Origin of the sequence: Ensifer adhaerens (assembly GCF_001270265.1) — a bacterium.
In the GTDB taxonomy this organism is placed as follows: Bacteria; Pseudomonadota; Alphaproteobacteria; order Rhizobiales; family Rhizobiaceae; genus Ensifer; species Ensifer adhaerens_B.
This window is the reverse complement of the sequence record NZ_LGAP01000048.1, coordinates 20,760-37,714: the sequence shown is the minus strand read 5'-3', so window position 1 is coordinate 37,714 and position 16,955 is coordinate 20,760. Positions and strand designations below refer to the sequence as shown.

Here is a 16,955-nt window from a genome sequence, read left to right as displayed (position 1 = left end):
GGACTGGCCAACGCGCTGCTGGAGGTGGTCGAACATCAGAGTGTCTCACGCGAAACCATCCGCCGCCGGCTGGACGACAACGACCTGAAGCCGTGGCAGAGGAAAATGTGGTGCATCGCCAAAATCGATAGCGAATATATCGCCAGGATGGAGGATCTTCTCGACCTCTACGCTGAGCCGCATGATCCTAAGCGACCCGTCGTCTGCGTCGATGAAAGTCCGATCCAGCTCATCGGCGAAGTGCGCGTGCCTATCGTCCAGAAACCGGGAAAGCGATACCGCTACGATTCTGAATACAAGCGCAATGGCACGGCCAACCTCTTCGTTATGGTCGATGCCAATAGGTCGTGGCGCAAGGTCAAGGTCACAGATAGGCGCGCCAACGAGGACTTCGCCGTCTGCATGCGCGACCTCGTCGACGGCGATTATCCCGACGCCGACTGCGTCCGTGTGGTGATGGATAACCTATCAACCCACACGGCCTCTGCTATTTATCAGACGTTCCCAGCCGCTGAGGCACGTCGGATTTTGCGACGTCTGGAATTCCACTACACGCCCCGCCACGCGAGTTGGCTCAATATGGCCGAGATCGAGATCGGCGTTATGCGCCGACAGTGTCTTGACCGCCGCATCGACAACCGCAACCTGCTCGAAAGTGAGGTTCAGGCATGGGAGCGTCGTCGAACCGATAGCGGTGCCCAAATCCGATGGATGTTCTCAATCGAGCAAGCGCGCGAAAAGATGGCTAAGTCTTATCCAACACCACAGGTCAACGAGTCAGAATCTCGGTGACGGGACACTAGTGCAGCCAGGCTTAAAAAATATCCATAAGGATCACGATTGGATATCCCCCTTGTGCCATTGCAATGCATAAGGAGTTTTCCGATCGAAGAATTTCCATGCGAAAACGGCGTGAAGAAAGACTCCGTATGCGAAAAAGCTTGCAGTCGGCCTCCTGTCTTCATCATGTCAAGCGACCTCCGAAAGAATGGCCTGAAGCTCTTCCTGCGGAATTTCACTCGCTGCTTTCGCCGCCCGTGACATTGTGCGCGTCACCTCACGCTGAAACTGCTCAGGCGTTTCGCCGTCGCGGCAATACGGATCAATCCCCTGTCGTGCCACCAGCCATAAATTGATATTGTCGAGCGTCGTAGCCCAAGTTCCACTCGGCAGCCTCGCTATCGGGAAGCCCTCTTTCCGCCGTGTCGCCGACCGGAACAGGGCCGTGTGCTAGATCTTGCCGTGTGATGGTCCTCATTCCGTTGCCCCTTCATCGTCCTAGCCCCACGCGCTAGCGTGTCTGACGTCATCGCAGCCATTTCCGCCAACAAAGCCGCGAGTTCACTGGCAGACAATTTCATCGCCACCTCGGCGGCCGCTCCGCCCTAGGCCGACGCAATCGATCACGATGCTTCACATAATAGCGGTGCTGCTTTTCTCGATCTTCTTCTCGCCAATCAGGATTTCCGGCAGGCCGCGCTTCGCGGCGCCTTTTGTTCCACGTCTTGCGCAAGAAGCTCGGGTTCCACATCCCGAAAGTTTCCATGGCCTACACCTCCGCCAATGCGCGACGAACGCAAACCTTGTCGCTCTTGCCCGCAACTCTTCCGCTGCGATCCTGGCCTTTCCACATGCGCCCCTGCGCGATGGCGCTTTCCAACAAGGCGCATTCGCGACCGTTCAGGCCAAGCAGCCGAACAGCCTCCACAACGCCGTCAACGACACATGGCAATCCACAGGCCATCTCGCTTTCAGCGAACAAGCTGGCCAACCGCGTTGGCGGCATGTTCTTTTGTGAGGCGCTCTTCAGAGCCCGAATTTCGATCATCTTTAATACCCGCCAGGCATCGCTGTTTTCGGGGCCATCTCAAACCGACTAGCGTCAACAATGTCCTCTGCAAGCCGCATCGCCACTTCCGCCGTCATGGTATCGCCCTCCTGCAAGCCATTTTCCCGAGGGCCATATTGATGAGTTCCACGCCGTTCTTTGCTGGCGGCAACTCCGCTGGCTTGACTGTTTCATCCCAAGAAAGGCCGGTGACTTCTTCATAAACGCGCTTTGCAAGGTCGTTGGCTTTGGAGGGCATTTTTCAGCCCCCTGCGCTTTGCTCTCGCGGGCGTAGCGAGCCATGTTTGTCGGCCCGCGTTGCTGGCGCATTTCCCGCCTCTTGCGAATGGTGTCGCCAAGGGAGCCAGGACGCGTAATGGACTCGCGTTCGAAGTCGTCAACGCTGAGGAGCTTTTGAGCATTCGGACCACCAGGGCCAGCGCTCTCGCCATAGGCCCGATAGGGCTTCATATATTCTTCATGATTGTGCTGAGCTTGAAGGCGCTACCTCGCCCTTTCTGCAACCTTGTCGTAGCAATCCTTGGCAGGCAAATCTTGCAGTTCGGCCATGTCCCGGCTCAGGACCAAATTCACAGTCTCTTCGTGGCCCACCAGATCGGGTTTTGTGAGTAGAGCGTGCCGAACCAATCTTCGCGGCTTCTGGTTTGCTGCTGTGCGCCGAGCATGGCTTGAGCGCCTTGCTGCACAGCTGCTCGAAAAGCCGGAATCAAATCGTCATAGCCAAGTTCAATAAGTTCGTCCTCGAAACTCTTGTGCGGCATCGTTGGTCTCTGCATGGCAAAGTATTTATTGCCATTATATGCCGATTTAGCGTCGATTTCCATGGCGCTGAAAAGACAAGTCCGCCTTTAAGCTTCCAATCATAGCAAGCATGTCCGATATATACTTCTGGACTGCCGACTAAACCTATGGCCAATTTCACAAGGTTAGTTCGTTTTGTCCGGGGTTTTTTCCAGGCGTGCCAGCAACGCTACCGCCTCAGCCTGCATGTCCAAGCAGATACTCTCGTATTCCCGGACCAGCTCCTCCGTGCGGGGAACCTCTCGCAAGAATTTGTCGAAGGCCATCGCTGCGACTGCGTAATCCTCAAAAAGATCATCCAGCTGTCGGTGCTTGATTGACCGCAACAGCTCCCGATGACCTGGCAGCGCTAATGCCAAGCGTGCCCTGCCGATCTTTACCAATGACATTCGACCGCGACCCGCTGCAGAAGGAACCATTTCGATAAGGGCGCGACGCTGCCCGAGAATTATTCTGAGTCGGGCTTCGGTACGTCCGTGATCTGCGGCGTGTAAACAACTGTGGTCTTATTCTCCGACCAAAGCCCACCGATCGCCAAATAGGCGAGGATAGCGCATATGGCAAGGAAGAGTAGGCCAATGGGGAAGGCAGTTGAAGCGTTCCGTTCAGGCCTATTGTGATCACCAAGGGTAAACATTATCGCACTCCCAAAAAAGGTTCAGGGAGGGGGACGACGAGTTCCGACTTGGATTGGTGATCTAGGGTCAGCGCTTCTCGCCGAGAATCCCCCACACTGTGCCGCTCCAGCTCGTGAGCATCTTTAAGGGATAAAGGCGGGCCGGACGAGGCAAAGTGGATTGTACTCCTTTGAGGCAGCTAGGGAAATTCAGCATTTTCCGTCTGTATCTCCCCTGCGAGCGAGCGTGCTCGCTGATTCGGTTGCACGTCGGCTGCATCCAACGAATGTCAACGGATGCGTAGCATTGAAATCATTGGGGAATTTTCTGAGCCATTCAACGGCTCGTTACTGGACGAATTGTCGTACAGTGAAGCATGAAACTTTGTAATTTCAATATGTTGGCGAATTCACCGAGCAATCGGTAAAGCGGATGTCCGTGATCCGAACGGACGGCATACTTTCATAGTTTCAAGACAAGCGCGGCAGCTTCCTCCGGCGCCGCCCTTTCGCGCCGATCGATCTGAAGCTTGCCGTCTACGATGGCCCCACCTGCAAGAGTGCCAGCTTGGTCGGCACCTGAGATTTGCGCCATGTTGCGTTTGAGAGTGTGGGTGCGATGGCGAAGCCAGTCCTCCGCCTCCAGCGGCACGGCCAGCCGTGCAGTTTCGAATACCGTTTCGATCGGAACCAGCGCTGTGCTGATCTCGCGATACCGTCTGCTGTCCGCCAGCCAGATGTCGCCCGCGCGTAGGGCATTGCGAAGTTCGAACAAGACCGATTTCCCACGCTTGCCGATCTGGTTTCCCATCCGTCAGAATTCGTTTGCGCCATCTCGCTCGCGCAAAGTCGAGCGGTGCATTTAAGGGCAAAGTGCGCTGGCCCCTCCGATTAAGTCGGCGCAGCAATTCCAATGCTTCGAGCAGCGAATCTGCGCTGCGCGCGCCGCGGAACGCCAGGACTTCCAGAAACCGCGGCGTATACCTCCGGAAACGGGCATATCCGTCGGTCACAAATTCCAACGGCTCCGCCGAGACCTTGCCGGTGAGCGCGGCTGCCCGCGCAACAGTCTGGCGGAGCAGCTCCCAGCCACCGCCTTCCGCGATGGCCAATCCTAAGTCATCCTGCTCTTCATGCACGGTGATCAGTGCCTCGCCGAAGCGGGAAAGCATTTTCAGCGTATCGCCGATCGAGGCGCGCTCGCCTTGCAACAGCTCATCCCGTTTGCGTTCACAGGCACGATAGAGTTTTCCGACAATGCGGTCATGTGTCTCGACGGCGACGCGGAGGAAAGGAGCGGATTGGTTCAATCTCAAAGCGAGGAAACCAGCAACTGCGCACATTGCCAGTCGTTGGAGCGACATCGATCCTTAAACTTGCCCGCTGCGGTGCCCGGCCATCGCCCTGGATTACAGCCATGATGCTGCGTCGCCCGTTCAAGGTTGTTGCTGTCGCGCTGGCCAACAAGGTCGCTCGTATCATCTGGGCGCTTATCGTGCGGGGTGATAGCTATCGAGGAGTTCAAGCTGTAACCACCGCGCGAACTCGCGGGAAAAGAGCGGCAAGGTGCCAATTGTGATGACCCCAGGGGACGACATCCCGATGCAAATCAGACCGCAAAATCGCAGGCGCATTGAAGCGCGAGAAGCTGATTAGGCGATTTGCTTCGCGGATCTCATCGTGGCCAGCGGAAGAAATCCGCGAAACAGGCCGGACATATGACAGCACCGTCCAACTCGGGGAAATATTGCGAAGAAAAACCTTGCCAACCGGGCCGTTCCACATATGCGATTTTGGCCAAGCTTCAGAACGAAGAGGGAACCTGATTGCTACCAGGACCGCTCTTGCCACCAATCGACCTCGATCGAGCACCGACAGATTTCGGCCTGAACGTCGCACGAAATCACGGTCGCACGAAATCGTCGGAGATGGTCGGTCTGACCGATTTCGATCTTTATCCTCGGGGAATGGCCCAAGCGTTTTTCGATCGTGAGCAGGAGATTATGACGCCGGGAGAGCCGATGGTGGATTTCGAGGAACCCTTTGTCATCGAGGACGGTCGAGAGCGCTGGTTCCTAACCTCAAAGGTGCCGTTGCGAAATCGTCATGGCGATTTGATCGGGCTTGCGGGCGTAACGCGGGATGTCACTGAGAAAAAGCGGCTTGTGCGGGAAACCCTCGATAGCAAGAATGTGCTTTCGCAAGCGATGGCGGAAATGTCGGACGGCCTTGCCATGTTCAACCCGGAGGGCAGGCTGGTTTTCTGCAACGATCAGTACCGTGCCGCTTTTCCCCGCTCGGCCCTATGCCAGACAGCCAGGCGCCAACATTTCGGATATCGTGCGGGCCGTGGTGCGGAATGCCGAAAGGATCGATGTCAGTGCAGACGTTAGTGAAGAATGGATCCAGGCTTCCGCCGCACAGCTCTTCCTGACACGAGATACGGAAATTCCTCTGTTTGACGGGCGCTGGCTCAGCCTGCGCACTCGTTTGGCGTCCGATGGATCCGCTCTGGTGGTCGTTTCGGATATCACGTCGATGAAGCATTCCGAGGAACGGCTGAAGCAAGTTGCTCAGGAAATGAGAGGGCTCGCTTACACAGATTCCCTGACCGGCATTGCAAATCGAAGGGTGTTCGACGACGTGATCTCGAAGGAGTTTGCCCGAACGCGCCACAGCCGTTCGCACCTTAGTCTGCTGCTCCTGGATATCGATCATTTCAAGACCTACAACGATACTTATGGCCACCTCGAGGGAGATAAATGCCTCAAGGCGATCGGCGACGTCCTCCTTCAGTGGTTGTGCGACCGTCCTGCCTGGGACAGACAGGGACGGCGCCATGCGCCTCGCCGAGGCCCTGCGCTCCACATTGCATCAGCTTGCGATACCACACAGAGCAAGCAACAAATCAATCGTGACGGCCAGCATTGGAGTGGCGAGTATGTCCGATGGAACGACCTTCGCGACCCCAGCCGCGTTGGTGGAAGCTGCGGACCAAGCGCCCTATGATGCCAAGACGAAGGGCCGTGATTGCATCGCAGCTAATGGCAACCAGGCGACCGCTGCGTGATCGGATTGCCGGTATAGCGAAACTCCTCACGTTCGCGGGTGCCTGGCACAGAACGAACTGGTTTGCCGAAACCCTTGGAGGCAAGCATCGGCTGATGCCGTGCCGTATAGCTTGGTTTTGACCGAGCGGCTGACGAGCAGGGGAGGGGCGTTTCAAAGCCCGGATGCCTTGGTGAGATTGACGCGGAAGCGATCGCGCCGGCGCTGATATTTACGGGTCATTTCCGCGCTGGGATGGCCGAGCTACTTCTGCACATAACGCTCGTCGACTTCGGCCGACGAGGCAAGCTCAGCACGCAGCGAATGGCCCGAGAATTTCAGCGCGCGCTGCCCTTCGCTCAGGTCTCCGCGAACATCGGCGGCAAGCATCGCCGCCTTAACGAGGCGGGCGACTTGCTTGTCGTTGAGGCGATCTGGTCCGACGTCCTTGCCCTTTCCGGTGACGCGGCGGAAGAGGGGGCCTCTGGCGAGCTTGGCGAACCGAATCCACGTCTCGACAGCAACGACCGGGCAGGTGGCGTCGGCGGAGCCGCGGCCGACCTCGACCTCGCGCCAACCGATCTTGCCGCGCAGCGTCGCCAGCAGGCCCTTGTCGAGGATTTCGATCCAGCCACGCCCGTCCTCGGTCTGGTCGCGGCCAAGGTCGAGGCCGGTGATTTCGGAGCGGCGCAGGCCACCGGCAAAGCCGATTAGCAGCATCGCCCGGTCGCGCAAGCCCCGTAACGTGCCGCGATCGAGGGTTTCGAGCATGGCGATCAGGTGTTCGGGCAGAATGGCTTCCTTCTGCCGGGGAGGGGAAGCGTGGGTGTTGCGGATGCCGGCCATGACAGTGGCGATGGCGCGGTCCTTACGGTGAAGCGGCATGCTGCGCTGGGCGCAATTCCAGCCAATGGCCGAAAGGCGCCGCACGATGGTGGCGACGGAATTCGCCTTCATGCCGCGTTCGGCGGTTCCGCTATTCGGCCATCTGGAGGGCGTCCGGATGCAGCAGGGGCGCATCCTTCAGCCAGATTCTTGCGCGGTCCGGGCCGACGGTTGCAGTTAGGCCGGTCCCGGCGGGCAACCGGCCCCAGCTCAGCGGTTCCAGCATTTCACCGCGGATGGTCAGCCCGCCCGAGAGAACGAAGAACTCCAATCCACGCGTGTTTGCGACCGTGACGGTTTCACCGGCCCGCCAGTCTTCCAACCGGACTTCCTCTCTTCCATCGTCGAACAGGATGGTCGCGGCGCTGGCACCAGGGCGGGGCGTGGCCTGCTGGCCTTCACCGGGCTGGAGCACGATCTGGGTCTGATCCCCGTTGCGGAATTGCCAGAGCCGCACGAAGATGGTGCAGCCTTCCTTCGCGGCGGGGATATGCGAGGTGCCGGGCGGATTGCGGAAATAGCTGCCAGCCGGATAGTCGCCATGCTCATCTTGGAAGACGCCTTCCAAGACGAGGATCTCCTCGCCGCCGCTGTGCGTGTGACGGGGAAAAGCGCTGCCGGGGGCATAGCGTACGATCGAGGTGGCGCGGGCGACCTCGCCGCCGACGCGGAACAGCATGCGCCGGTCGACACCGGCTGCGGGGCTGGGCACCCAGTCCTGCTTCGCGGCGTGGACGATGACGGGCTTCGACAAATCGTCGTTAATGCGCATGACGGATCTCTTTCATGGTCAGGACCATCCGGAACTTGACGTCGCCGGACTTCATCTTCTGATAGGTCTCGAATGTCTTCTCCAGCGGCATCGTTACGATCTGCGGATCGCACGCCGGTCAGGGCGCTGAAGTCGAGCGTCTTTTCGTTCTCGTAGGGCGTGCCGGTGATCGATCCGAGCACACTGCGCCCGCCGACCACGAGATGACTGGCCGGCACGGGCAGCGGATCCTTGCCCGCACCAAGCAGCACGAGCCTGCCGCGCGGCGCAAGTCCCGCCATCGGCGACGATACCGCTTCCGCTTTGCCGATGGTCGTGATGATGGCCTTTGCCCCGCCCATCGAGTTGAGCTTCTTGGCCGCATCCTCCTGGCAGATGTCGACATAGACATGCGTGCCCAGCTTCAGTGCATCCCCGGCGATGTCCTGGCCGCGCCCGACGGCTGCAACCTTGAAGCCCATCTGGCGGACGTATTGGCAAGCTTGTGGGGTGACGGAACCGCCTCTTCCTCCGACGGCCAGTATTTTCCGGCAGGTGGACATGCCGAGGCGATCGGCGACCTCAACGCCCGCTATGGTCCCAATCCCGGCGCCAAATTCTATCGCTTCACATCCTCCCAGTACGGCGCCTTCTACATCATCGCCATGAATGCCAACGCAAGCGAGGCCATCTATGTTCTCGACGGTCTACTCTATCATAGCAGCGATCTCGCCATCGAAACTCACTATGTCGATACCGGCGGGGTCAGCGACATGAGCTTCGCGCTTTGCCATCGTCGAGCGGATCAAGGCAAACTGGGACGACATCCTGCGCCTGGTCACGACGATCCGCTCCGACCAGGTTCGGCCTTCGACCCTGCTGGCGAAGCTGTCCGCATTCCCGCGTCAGAACGGACTGGCGCTGGCGCTACGCGATCTCGGACGCATCAATCGCTCCATCTTCCTGCCAACACCCTCGCTCGCGCGCTGTTCTACAATCGTCTCGGAGAACTGCGGGACAGGACATTCGAAAGCCAGTTCTATCGCGCTCCGGGCTGAACCTGCTGATCAATGCCGTCGTCTACTGGAATACCCTCTATCTCGAACCGGCTTTCGCCGAACTCAACCGGGAAGAAATTGCCACGCCGCCCGACGTGATCAAGCACATCACCCCGCTCGGATGGCAGCATATCGGTCTCACCGGCGATTACATCTGGATCCCGACGGATGGTCTCGATTTCAGGCCACTGCGGCGCAAAACATCCATCTTCGCAGCGTGATCAACCTACGTTCTCAAAAGTCGGACAGATTCAACACTTTCGTGTCGGACTGCTCCTGCTATGATGAGATGGTCAAATATGCCGCCGCCATGCAGCCGAGAACGGCGGCCCCGGAGGCGATCCTGCGCCGGTTTGCACGCGCCGAAATGATGCATCCGACTTACAAGGCGCTGAGCGAACTCGGCCAAATTCGCAGCTTCGGGCTGATCAGGCCAGATATCAAACTTGAGTTCAAGGCCGACGCTTCATGGAAGGCGTTGCTCAACATAATCATATAGTGTACCCCCCTATATTATTATAAAGGAGTTTCGGCGATGAATTCATCCCATGACGACGGGCATGCGCACGACCACACCCACCCGCACGACCATAACCATGGCCGTTCGCTCAACGCCGCCCACGAGCATTTTTTCCTTGGCGACAACCACGCGCGGAACGAGCGGCGCACGTGGCTGGTGATCGCGATCACCGCGACCATGATGGTGGTGGAGATCGTCGCCGGTAATATGTTCGGGTCGATGGCTCTCACGGCGGACGGCTGGCATATGTCCACCCATGCCGCTGCCCTCCTCATCGCTGCGCTGGCCTATCTCTACGCCCGCAAGCACGCCAGTAACCGCCGCTTTTCCTTTGGCACCGGCAAGCTCGGAGACCTCGCAGGCTTTGCGAGTGCCGTGATGCTAGCGCTGATCGCGCTGCTGATCGGCTGGGAAAGTTTCCTGCGCTTCCAGTCACCCGTCACGATCAATTTCAAGGAAGCCATTATGGTGGCTGTCGTCGGCCTGATCGTGAACCTTGTCTGCGCGTGGCTTCTCAAGGACGACCACCATCACCGGCATGACCATGGGCACGCGGCAGGGAAGGATCAGAACCTTCGCGCCGCCTATGTCCACGTGCTGGCCGATGCCCTGACCTCCGTTCTGGCGATCGGCGCGCTGGTCCTCGGCAGCCTCAACGGCTGGCTCTGGCTAGATCCGGCAATCGGCATTGTCGGAGCCATCGTGATCGCCCGCTGGTCGTGGGGGTTGATCCGCGACGCAGGCGGTGTGCTTCTCGACTACATTCCGCAGGGCGAAGACCTGCCGGAGGAAATTCAGGAGATCATCGTCAAGGAAGGTGCGGAGATCGTTGATCTTCACATCTGGCAACTCGGACCTGGCCACCATGGCGCGATCGTCTCGATTGTCGCCGATCACCCCCAAACGCCGTCTCATTACCGCGCAAAACTTGCCGCCATCCATGATTTATCGCATGTGACGGTGGAGGTCGAAGCCCGCGCGGCCTAACCGCCAACCGCTGCATCCGAGGAGCACCCGCATGACCCACACCATTCGTGAGAAGCAAAAGCTGATCAACCGCGTACGCCGTATTCGCGGGCAGATGGAAGGCATCGAGCGGATGCTCGATGAGGAGAAGGGCTGCGTCGAGGTCATGCAGTCGATCGCCGGAGCACGGGGTGCGATGAACGGCCTCATGGGCGAGGTGATTGAAGACCACATCCGCATGCACCTTGCCGCAGAGGGGCTTACCCAGAAGGAACGAGATGAAGGCGCGGCCGAGTTGATCGACGTCGTCCGCGCCTATCTCAAATAAGGTTTGTCATGAAGAATGACTCGCCCTGCACCGATGTCTGTCGCTTCGACCCACGCAACAAATGGTGCTTGGGCTGCGGCCGGACGACCGATGAAATCAAGGCTTGGCGCAAACTGTCACCCTACCACCGCACGACCCTATCGACCGAGTTGAAACGGCGCGTGAAGTGCCGGGCTGAACGTCCGTGAAGCTGCTGCCCGCGTGAAGATCGGAAAGACCGCGCTCTATCAGGCGCTCAAATCGGAAAGGACGTGAAATGGCCAAATGCGACAAGCTGTTTTTGTTGCGCCCACGTTTCGAAGACCCCGCTGTTTCATTGCTAGCACTGCGCCCTGATGGAGGGGGTACTTGCGTCGTTTCCGGATTCGGCGCAGCAGATCGATGTTGAGCGGATCGAATGGCCTCGACCGAGACAAAGCGTCACCGCCCTTGTAGGTGAACAGAATCAGTCCTTACCTTTGTTGGTGTTGGCGGAGGGGGGCAGCTTGCCTCATCAAACAGCCACCTATGAGGGCCGCGCCTTCATCTCGGAGAACGACCAGATCCCATTGCCGCGCTATCGGAGCGGCACAACTTTCCGCATCCATGACCTGCAAAGAATGATTCTCACTTCGTTCTCAAAAGTCGGACGATCTTCATCACTTTCGTGTAGTGACGCCCATAAGGCGCGCCAGGCGAAATCGATCCTCCTCGATCGAAGCTTGCACAACCTTCGCTGCGAAACCAAAAAGTAGTAGAAACGAAATGAAATGAATATGCAACGCAAATATGCTGGCGGAATGTCTGCCCAACGGCTCAGGTGGCGGAGGTATTGCCACCACTTAGCGTCGGTAAAATCTCCTCGTAGATAGATTGTATTTCGGCGGCCTCACTGTCGGTCAGGCCGGCGAACTCGCGCTCGCGGGCACGCTTGGAAAGCGTGCCGTTATTCTGTCGTAGAAAGCGGAAGAGCAGGTCCATCACTCTGTCCGGCATATCGATGAGGGCGGATACGCGCTTTTTGAATGTGTCGTATCCAGCCAGAAACGCAGTCTCTGCCGGCAGATCGACATCGATTGTCCGCGCTACACAGGAAAACAGGAACTCTGCATGCGGCGTCGCATCGAAGAAACGATAGAAGTCTACGGTCTCATTAAGTACTTCGACGTTACCGCGCTCGGTCGCTGTCCAGCGGATCAGCGGCAGCAATCTCTGTGAATAGCTTTCCAGTGTACGCCGGTAGTCTTCGATGCGATCGAGGATCACTGCCGATACCGGGAAGACAATTCCTTGAGGGTTAAAACCGCGCGCGGCTAGAACGTGATGGATCAGGAAGCGGTGAAGACGGCCATTGCCGTCTTCAAACGGGTGGATATAGACAAAGCCAAAGGCCAGCACCGCAGCAGCAACGACTGGATCAAGTTCCGGCGCTACCATTTTGTCGAATGCGGTCAGGCCGTTCGTCAGCTTTTCGAGGTCCTCGTGCCGGGCGCTGATATGGTCCGGGATCGGCGTACCGATGTTCCGCTCGTGCTCGCCTACAAAACCACCCTCAATTCGCAGTCCCAGCCGCACGAAACGCGCGTCGCCGATTACAATACGCTGCAGGCGCAGCAATTCTTCCAGATCAATGGCACGCCGCCCGGCTTGCCGGATGACTTGTCCCCAGCGCTGGATACGATCCTGCGGCGGGTCTTCGCCTTCGATCTGAAAGCTGGAACGAGAATCCTTCAACAGAAGGAGCGCTGCCGTGCGCGCCAGCAAATCGGCAGGAACATCCGCAACGAGCGCACGTGCCTGCGCGGCTAGATTGCGGCTGACGAGCGCATTCAACTCCTGGGTCATAAAGATCATCGGGCAGAAATCAGGAGTGCCCGGCAAATTGTTTTTGACGCGATGGCGAGTGGAATTTGACCCGACGATCGCCCATTGTCGCTCAGGGTCGACGACGGGCGCATACGCGCCGGTGGCGGCATCGGGCAGGTCGAGTTGCTCTTGCAGGAGCCATTCATAAAGAAACCAGATACGGCGCGCATAAGATCCGGTAGGGGCTGCGCGCACGATCTCCGCAATGGGATCGGGTCCGGTCGCCCGGAACAGGGCTTTCAGGACGGCAAGGTCAAGGCCCTCATAGCGCAAGGAGAATGTAAGCTGCGCATCGAGCGTGTTAGCGGGCTGGTGCCGGGGCGTAAAGATACGCCACCCATCGTCTTCATAGACCTTATGGCGCGGACCGATGGCCGCCAATGTGCGCGGTACTGGCACGGCGAGCTCGTAGGCGTGGATCAAGGCGGCATACCCTACGGGTATCGCCTCTTCAGGAAGCCACCGTTCGTGAAAAATAGTTACTGAGCCTGAAAATGGCTTCTGTGGCGCGCGGGCCATGAATTTCAGTACCTCCCCATGAAAATTAGTTACTAGAACATAGTCTCATGAAAAACGATACTTTTCAATGAAGAACGATCCCATACTTCCATACTTTATGATTTTTGATAACTCCATAGCGCAATCCTACCACCCCTCACGCCGGCATCAGTCCGATAGCCAAGTCCTCGGCGGTGCGTGCGCCCTCTGCATCTTTATCTTTCAATAAGTGCCCATAACATTCAGCGGCACCTGGATGTCAGCGTGCCCCATACAAGTTTGAATCAATTTCAGGACCTTGCCCTTCTCGGTCAACTTCGAGGCGAAGTAGTGCCGCAAGGCGTAGGGAGAGTATTTGGGCACCTCGACGAACTTGCCCCGCAGTCGCGCGTGGCGATTCCCGCTTTTTTCAGCAACGGTTCCCACGCCCGGCGCGTGAAGTTGTTCAGAGGGGTTGGTTTGCCGGTTTCCGTCGGAGACACGAGATCAGCACTCGATGCCGGACATTTCCGGAGGATGAAATGGCGGCCGTGGTGGACGAGTTAAAGGCAACTGGCAGAATTGACAGCGCGGCTGGAAGCTCCCATGCGCTCGCGCGCACACGACATGGACAGTCTTGAATAATGCAAATCTTATGATACATTAACGCGCGCAACGTATCATAAGATTTGCATTATGAAGACAAAAATAACGATAAGCCCAGCCACCAAACGTGAGCTGCGCACCTTGGGCGCGCAGCTCCGCGAAGCTCGCTTACGTCGAGAACTTCCCCAATCCCTTATAGCCGAAAGGGCATCCATAAGCCGACCGACCATTACGCGGATCGAAAATGGCGATCCCAGCGTAAGCATCGGAGCATATGCGATGGTGATGCAGGCGCTAGGATTGATCGACGGGTGGGGCAACGTCGAAGACAAGCTCGGCGAGGTACTCGCCGAGGAGCAGTTGCGCAAGCGCGCACCGAGGGATGGGACATGACGATCGATGTCTACATTGACGCATATGGCGTCAGCCGCAAGGTTGGTACAATGCGCCGACATGCAGGCGCAGGACGCGAGCGCGTGACATACGAACACGACGACGTATGGCTCAACTCCTCAGAGGCGTTCCAGTTCGACCCGACGCTCCCTCTTAGACGCGGCGTGTTACACCCGGGCGCGAATAAGTTGATGTTCGGCACTTTGGGAGACAGCGCCCCCGATACATGGGGAAGAACCCTTATGCGCCGCCGGGAAAACCGAGAGGCGAAGCGAGAAGGCAGAGCGCCACGCACTCTCCATGAAGCCGACTACCTTCTAGGGGTGTCAGACGAAACCCGTTTAGGCGGCATACGATTTTCCGTGGGAGGTACGTTTCAGTCGCCGCAGTCGAAGGGAGTTCCGACGACCGTGGCTTTGGGCGATCTCCTAGCAGCGGCCCAAAGGATCGAACGAGGCGAGGAATCCGATGAAGACTTGATCTTGATCTTCGCCCCTGGCTCGTCGCTTGGTGGAGCGCGGCCAAAAGCATCTGTCTACGATCAACACGGCAACCTTTCGATCGCGAAGTTCCCGAAGGAGCTGGACAAATACTCGGTGGAGAGATGGGAGGCCATTGCCATGGACATTGCCGCCGCGGCGGGCATCGAAACGGCGCGCCACGAACTGGTTCAGGCGACTGGCCATACAGTGTTCCTGTCCCGGCGCTTCGACAGGATAAGACAAGCTGGGGAGCAGACGGATCGGATTCCGTTCATGTCGGCGATGGCGGTTACCGAACATAATGACGGGGATAAGGACTGCAGCTACCTTGAAATCGTTGATGCCATCAATGCCTACGGAGCGAAGCCCGCTCACGACCGCGCCGAACTCTTTCGCAGGATAGCGATCAACATCTTGATATCGAATGTTGACGATCACTTCCGCAATCACGGGTTCCTGTGGGCCGGCAAGAAGGGATGGCAGCTCAGTCCCGCCTATGACTTGAACCCCAACGGGAACAGCATTCGGGTTCTCTCCACGAGGATCGATTTTGAGGATGGGACCGCGTCCATCGATTTGTTGCGGTCGGTTGCCGAGTACTTCGTGACGATGGTCGATGCCGACGCGATCATCGCAGAATGCAGAGCCGTGACATCGCGGTGGCGTGACTTCGCTCAGGCGCGAGGCGCGCCGCCATCAGAGGTCCGAATGATGGAGGCCGCTTTCGAACACGAGGACACTCGCTGACGCACGAAGACGTTCGCCGTTATGTCGATGCCTCAGCACACGTCAAGAACGACCGCGACTTTGCCGACTCGATCCTTGTGGCGTTTGCTACGCAATTCCGGACATTTCTCCTGCCAGGCACCATTTCACCCACTGATTGCGGGATGAAGATCGTCCGGCGGCCCGCGCGCGATTTCACAGTGCCGATCCGGTCATCCTTGTCGGCGCGCTGACGAACATGGACGCGATCAATCTCCAGGTTCGCCCATGACAGCCCCCGGTATGCGGAGGGGCGCATCCCTGTAAAGACCGCTAGAAAGATCATCGGCTTGTACTTCGCCCAAGCCTTTGCAAACTATTTGTTACAGATCGAAGCCCCAGGAGGGATTGGTGAGCATGAACGCGTAGCAATTAGCGCTGTCATGGCGATACTTGCGGAATAGAGCGTGTCTGGCCTGGTTGACATAGTGGAGGCCAGTGTCGGCGCCATAGGGCTGCCCCATGAAGCCGTATTCGGGAGCGTTTGCCGTGCGTGCGATAGTGTCCCGCATAGGCGTTGTAGAGGAACCAATCCATCGCCGTTCCATTGCCGTCGGATGTAAAGGTCAGGCTATGGCGGGCGTCGGGGTGGAGATATGTTTCTGTCACCTTTTCGCCGCTTGCCAGCTGGCTGTAAGTAGGCCCGAGACTGCCATGCCGGACCGTCTCGCCGACGGTCGCGCCCGCCGCTGTCGTTTCACGGAGGAGCGGTTAGAAGTGCTCGCCACCTAGAAGGTCACGCCGCCATATGCACCCGGTTCTCATTGTGATCGAGGCCGAGTTCGTGCTTAGTTTTACGCTGCTAGAGGAAGCCAGTCTCGTCGGCGACCAGTACCGCATTGGCATCGGTCAGTGTATCGAGCCCACAGCCGCAGACGATGTCGCGCAACGCATCGGCGTCTCAGCGACTGCGGCCCGAATGGCCTGCTGTCGCTGCCTTTTCCGAGCAGCCCCGGCGTGGCACGACTCCATGGATATCGCGAAGCCATCGGCACCGCCGAGGCGGGTTGCCTGATCGCGAAGGATGAAATCCCTCGAACAAGCGGAGCGGCTTGCCGGGGGTGGTCGGTCCCGGTTCCCGGCCTGCGGCCGGCGCTTGCACTGAACCTCCTGCGGCAACCCTTTTAACCGGTCAAGCCGCGCGCGAACGGGCTCTGGCCGCGCTGGCGGCCGCCGCCTGGTACGCTCATCCTTTTCTCGTCCGTGCAGCATGACGGCGGGAGCACATCGCGCGCACGTTTCACGGAGTTTCCCAAATACTGGAAAGGGAGATCCCCGCCTTTGTCGACGAGGTGATCAATGCCGGTGCGACATCTGCGCGATCGGTCATGACAGATACGTGCTCGGCGACGTCGAGGAAATGGACGAGGCAGCCGACGAGTTGGACCGCATTGGCGACAAATACGGCGACCGCGATCACCTGAAACTGGAGATCGTCGCCTATCTGCGATCGACCGGGGGCTATCTGGACCCTGGCTCGCTGGCGATACACTGGACCGACAACGGGAAAATTTCACTGAACTCGGAAGTGCCGCGCTGATCGTCGGCATTGCGACAGAAATGCA

General features: G+C 58.4%; 17 protein-coding genes and 6 pseudogenes. 12 read left to right on the top strand and 11 right to left on the bottom strand.

The features are described 5' to 3' along the window. Nucleotides 1–792: IS630 family transposase (locus AC244_RS33395; protein ID WP_082367328.1), on the top strand; the 792-nt coding region annotated here is incomplete at its 5' end. A gap of 757 nt (nucleotides 793–1,549) precedes the next feature. Here AC244_RS33395 and AC244_RS33390 read toward each other — a convergent pair. The 5 genes from AC244_RS33390 to AC244_RS33370 form a co-directional block, all read right to left on the bottom strand. Beyond that, nucleotides 1,550–1,828 (bottom strand): hypothetical protein, encoded by a 279-nt coding sequence (locus AC244_RS33390; RefSeq protein WP_053253119.1) that lies wholly within the window; start codon nucleotides 1,826–1,828, stop codon nucleotides 1,550–1,552. Nucleotides 1,829–1,922: 94 nt separating this feature from the next. After that, complete coding sequence (locus AC244_RS37340; protein ID WP_161807933.1) at nucleotides 1,923–2,087, bottom strand: hypothetical protein; 165 nt, start codon at nucleotides 2,085–2,087, stop codon at nucleotides 1,923–1,925. A 331-nt stretch (nucleotides 2,088–2,418) separates the two neighbouring features. Beyond that, complete coding sequence (locus tag AC244_RS37015) at nucleotides 2,419–2,610, bottom strand: hypothetical protein (protein ID WP_152976224.1); 192 nt, start codon at nucleotides 2,608–2,610, stop codon at nucleotides 2,419–2,421. 165 nt (nucleotides 2,611–2,775) lie between these two features. Beyond that, the gene (locus tag AC244_RS33380; RefSeq protein ID WP_053253117.1) at nucleotides 2,776–3,039 is read right to left on the bottom strand and encodes a hypothetical protein; all 264 of its coding nucleotides are present in this window, start codon (nucleotides 3,037–3,039) and stop codon (nucleotides 2,776–2,778) included. Between the two features lie 690 nt (nucleotides 3,040–3,729). After that, a complete protein-coding gene (locus AC244_RS33370; protein ID WP_152976223.1) occupies nucleotides 3,730–4,041 on the bottom strand; it encodes a hypothetical protein in 312 nt (103 codons plus the stop codon). Nucleotides 4,042–5,110: 1,069 nt separating this feature from the next. Here AC244_RS33370 and AC244_RS38475 point away from each other — a divergent pair. Then, on the top strand, nucleotides 5,111–5,659 hold the full coding sequence (locus tag AC244_RS38475) for a PAS domain-containing protein (protein WP_234717114.1): 549 nt from the start codon (nucleotides 5,111–5,113) through the stop codon (nucleotides 5,657–5,659). 256 nt (nucleotides 5,660–5,915) lie between these two features. Continuing rightward, nucleotides 5,916–6,336 (top strand): annotated as a pseudogene (locus tag AC244_RS38685) (GGDEF domain-containing protein); the annotation flags it as partial. Between the two features lie 152 nt (nucleotides 6,337–6,488). Here the strand turns inward: AC244_RS38685 and AC244_RS33360 are convergent. The 3 genes and pseudogenes from AC244_RS33360 to AC244_RS38465 all read right to left on the bottom strand — a co-directional run. Next, nucleotides 6,489–7,274: pseudogene (locus tag AC244_RS33360) on the bottom strand (tyrosine-type recombinase/integrase); the annotation flags it as partial. A 16-nt stretch (nucleotides 7,275–7,290) separates the two neighbouring features. Then, nucleotides 7,291–7,971 carry a cupin domain-containing protein gene (locus AC244_RS33355; protein WP_053253114.1) on the bottom strand — a complete coding sequence of 227 codons (681 nt, stop codon included), beginning with the start codon at nucleotides 7,969–7,971 and terminating at the stop codon, nucleotides 7,291–7,293. Between the two features lie 188 nt (nucleotides 7,972–8,159). Then, nucleotides 8,160–8,432: pseudogene (locus tag AC244_RS38465) on the bottom strand (zinc-binding dehydrogenase); the annotation flags it as partial. A 12-nt stretch (nucleotides 8,433–8,444) separates the two neighbouring features. Between AC244_RS38465 and AC244_RS39045 the strand changes: the two are divergent. From AC244_RS39045 to AC244_RS33330, 6 genes and pseudogenes are all read left to right on the top strand, one after another. Further along, nucleotides 8,445–9,229 (top strand): annotated as a pseudogene (locus AC244_RS39045) (Tn3 family transposase); the annotation flags it as partial. A gap of 68 nt (nucleotides 9,230–9,297) precedes the next feature. Then, nucleotides 9,298–9,507, top strand: a complete 210-nt coding sequence (locus AC244_RS39040) for a Tn3 family transposase (protein ID WP_202596154.1) — start codon at nucleotides 9,298–9,300, stop codon at nucleotides 9,505–9,507. A gap of 36 nt (nucleotides 9,508–9,543) precedes the next feature. Beyond that, nucleotides 9,544–10,515 carry a CDF family Co(II)/Ni(II) efflux transporter DmeF gene (gene dmeF, locus AC244_RS33340; RefSeq protein ID WP_053253111.1) on the top strand — a complete coding sequence of 324 codons (972 nt, stop codon included), beginning with the start codon at nucleotides 9,544–9,546 and terminating at the stop codon, nucleotides 10,513–10,515. 31 nt (nucleotides 10,516–10,546) lie between these two features. Further along, nucleotides 10,547–10,822 (top strand): metal/formaldehyde-sensitive transcriptional repressor, encoded by a 276-nt coding sequence (locus tag AC244_RS33335; protein ID WP_053253110.1) that lies wholly within the window; start codon nucleotides 10,547–10,549, stop codon nucleotides 10,820–10,822. An 8-nt stretch (nucleotides 10,823–10,830) separates the two neighbouring features. After that, complete coding sequence (locus tag AC244_RS36045; RefSeq protein ID WP_082367326.1) at nucleotides 10,831–11,010, top strand: DUF1289 domain-containing protein; 180 nt, start codon at nucleotides 10,831–10,833, stop codon at nucleotides 11,008–11,010. Nucleotides 11,011–11,078: 68 nt separating this feature from the next. After that, a pseudogene (locus AC244_RS33330) lies at nucleotides 11,079–11,411 on the top strand (DUF3088 domain-containing protein). Nucleotides 11,412–11,617: 206 nt separating this feature from the next. Here the strand turns inward: AC244_RS33330 and AC244_RS33325 are convergent. Both AC244_RS33325 and AC244_RS39035 read right to left on the bottom strand, forming a co-directional pair. After that, nucleotides 11,618–13,186, bottom strand: coding sequence for a Fic family protein (locus AC244_RS33325; protein ID WP_082367325.1), 1,569 nt, complete (start codon nucleotides 13,184–13,186; stop codon nucleotides 11,618–11,620). Between the two features lie 201 nt (nucleotides 13,187–13,387). Further along, nucleotides 13,388–13,528 (bottom strand): tyrosine-type recombinase/integrase, encoded by a 141-nt coding sequence (locus AC244_RS39035; RefSeq protein ID WP_414735989.1) that lies wholly within the window; start codon nucleotides 13,526–13,528, stop codon nucleotides 13,388–13,390. Nucleotides 13,529–13,840: 312 nt separating this feature from the next. On the opposite strand from AC244_RS39035, the gene AC244_RS36040 reads away from it, so the two are divergent. Continuing rightward, nucleotides 13,841–14,143: a helix-turn-helix domain-containing protein gene (locus AC244_RS36040; RefSeq protein ID WP_082367324.1), complete on the top strand. Its 303-nt coding sequence runs from the start codon at nucleotides 13,841–13,843 to the stop codon at nucleotides 14,141–14,143. Next, nucleotides 14,140–15,372, top strand: coding sequence for a type II toxin-antitoxin system HipA family toxin (locus tag AC244_RS33315; RefSeq protein WP_053253107.1), 1,233 nt, complete (start codon nucleotides 14,140–14,142; stop codon nucleotides 15,370–15,372). Before AC244_RS36040 ends, AC244_RS33315 begins: the two co-directional genes overlap by 4 nt. A 341-nt stretch (nucleotides 15,373–15,713) precedes the next feature. On the opposite strand, the gene AC244_RS33305 is transcribed toward AC244_RS33315, so the two are convergent. Further along, on the bottom strand, nucleotides 15,714–15,902 hold the full coding sequence (locus tag AC244_RS33305; RefSeq protein WP_053253105.1) for a hypothetical protein: 189 nt from the start codon (nucleotides 15,900–15,902) through the stop codon (nucleotides 15,714–15,716). Nucleotides 15,903–16,646: 744 nt separating this feature from the next. On the opposite strand from AC244_RS33305, the pseudogene AC244_RS33295 reads away from it, so the two are divergent. Next, nucleotides 16,647–16,930, top strand: a pseudogene (locus tag AC244_RS33295) (hypothetical protein). Nucleotides 16,931–16,955: the final 25 nt, after the last annotated feature.

What these genes read in the sequence shown, in the direction of transcription:
- AC244_RS33390 (WP_053253119.1), bottom strand. Translation starts at nt 1,828, where the DNA reads ATGATCGAAATTCGGGCTCTGAAGAGCGCCTCACAAAAGAACATGCCG.
- AC244_RS37340 (WP_161807933.1), bottom strand. Translation starts at nt 2,087, where the DNA reads ATGCCCTCCAAAGCCAACGACCTTGCAAAGCGCGTTTATGAAGAAGTC.
- AC244_RS37015 (WP_152976224.1), bottom strand. Translation starts at nt 2,610, where the DNA reads ATGCCGCACAAGAGTTTCGAGGACGAACTTATTGAACTTGGCTATGAC.
- AC244_RS33380 (WP_053253117.1), bottom strand. Translation starts at nt 3,039, where the DNA reads ATGTCATTGGTAAAGATCGGCAGGGCACGCTTGGCATTAGCGCTGCCA.
- AC244_RS33355 (WP_053253114.1), bottom strand. Translation starts at nt 7,971, where the DNA reads ATGCGCATTAACGACGATTTGTCGAAGCCCGTCATCGTCCACGCCGCG.
- AC244_RS39040 (WP_202596154.1), top strand. Translation starts at nt 9,298, where the DNA reads ATGGTCAAATATGCCGCCGCCATGCAGCCGAGAACGGCGGCCCCGGAG.
- dmeF (WP_053253111.1), top strand. Translation starts at nt 9,544, where the DNA reads ATGAATTCATCCCATGACGACGGGCATGCGCACGACCACACCCACCCG.
- AC244_RS33335 (WP_053253110.1), top strand. Translation starts at nt 10,547, where the DNA reads ATGACCCACACCATTCGTGAGAAGCAAAAGCTGATCAACCGCGTACGC.
- AC244_RS36045 (WP_082367326.1), top strand. Translation starts at nt 10,831, where the DNA reads ATGAAGAATGACTCGCCCTGCACCGATGTCTGTCGCTTCGACCCACGC.
- AC244_RS33325 (WP_082367325.1), bottom strand. Translation starts at nt 13,186, where the DNA reads ATGGCCCGCGCGCCACAGAAGCCATTTTCAGGCTCAGTAACTATTTTT.
- AC244_RS36040 (WP_082367324.1), top strand. Translation starts at nt 13,841, where the DNA reads ATGAAGACAAAAATAACGATAAGCCCAGCCACCAAACGTGAGCTGCGC.
- AC244_RS33315 (WP_053253107.1), top strand. Translation starts at nt 14,140, where the DNA reads ATGACGATCGATGTCTACATTGACGCATATGGCGTCAGCCGCAAGGTT.
- AC244_RS33305 (WP_053253105.1), bottom strand. Translation starts at nt 15,902, where the DNA reads ATGCGGGACACTATCGCACGCACGGCAAACGCTCCCGAATACGGCTTC.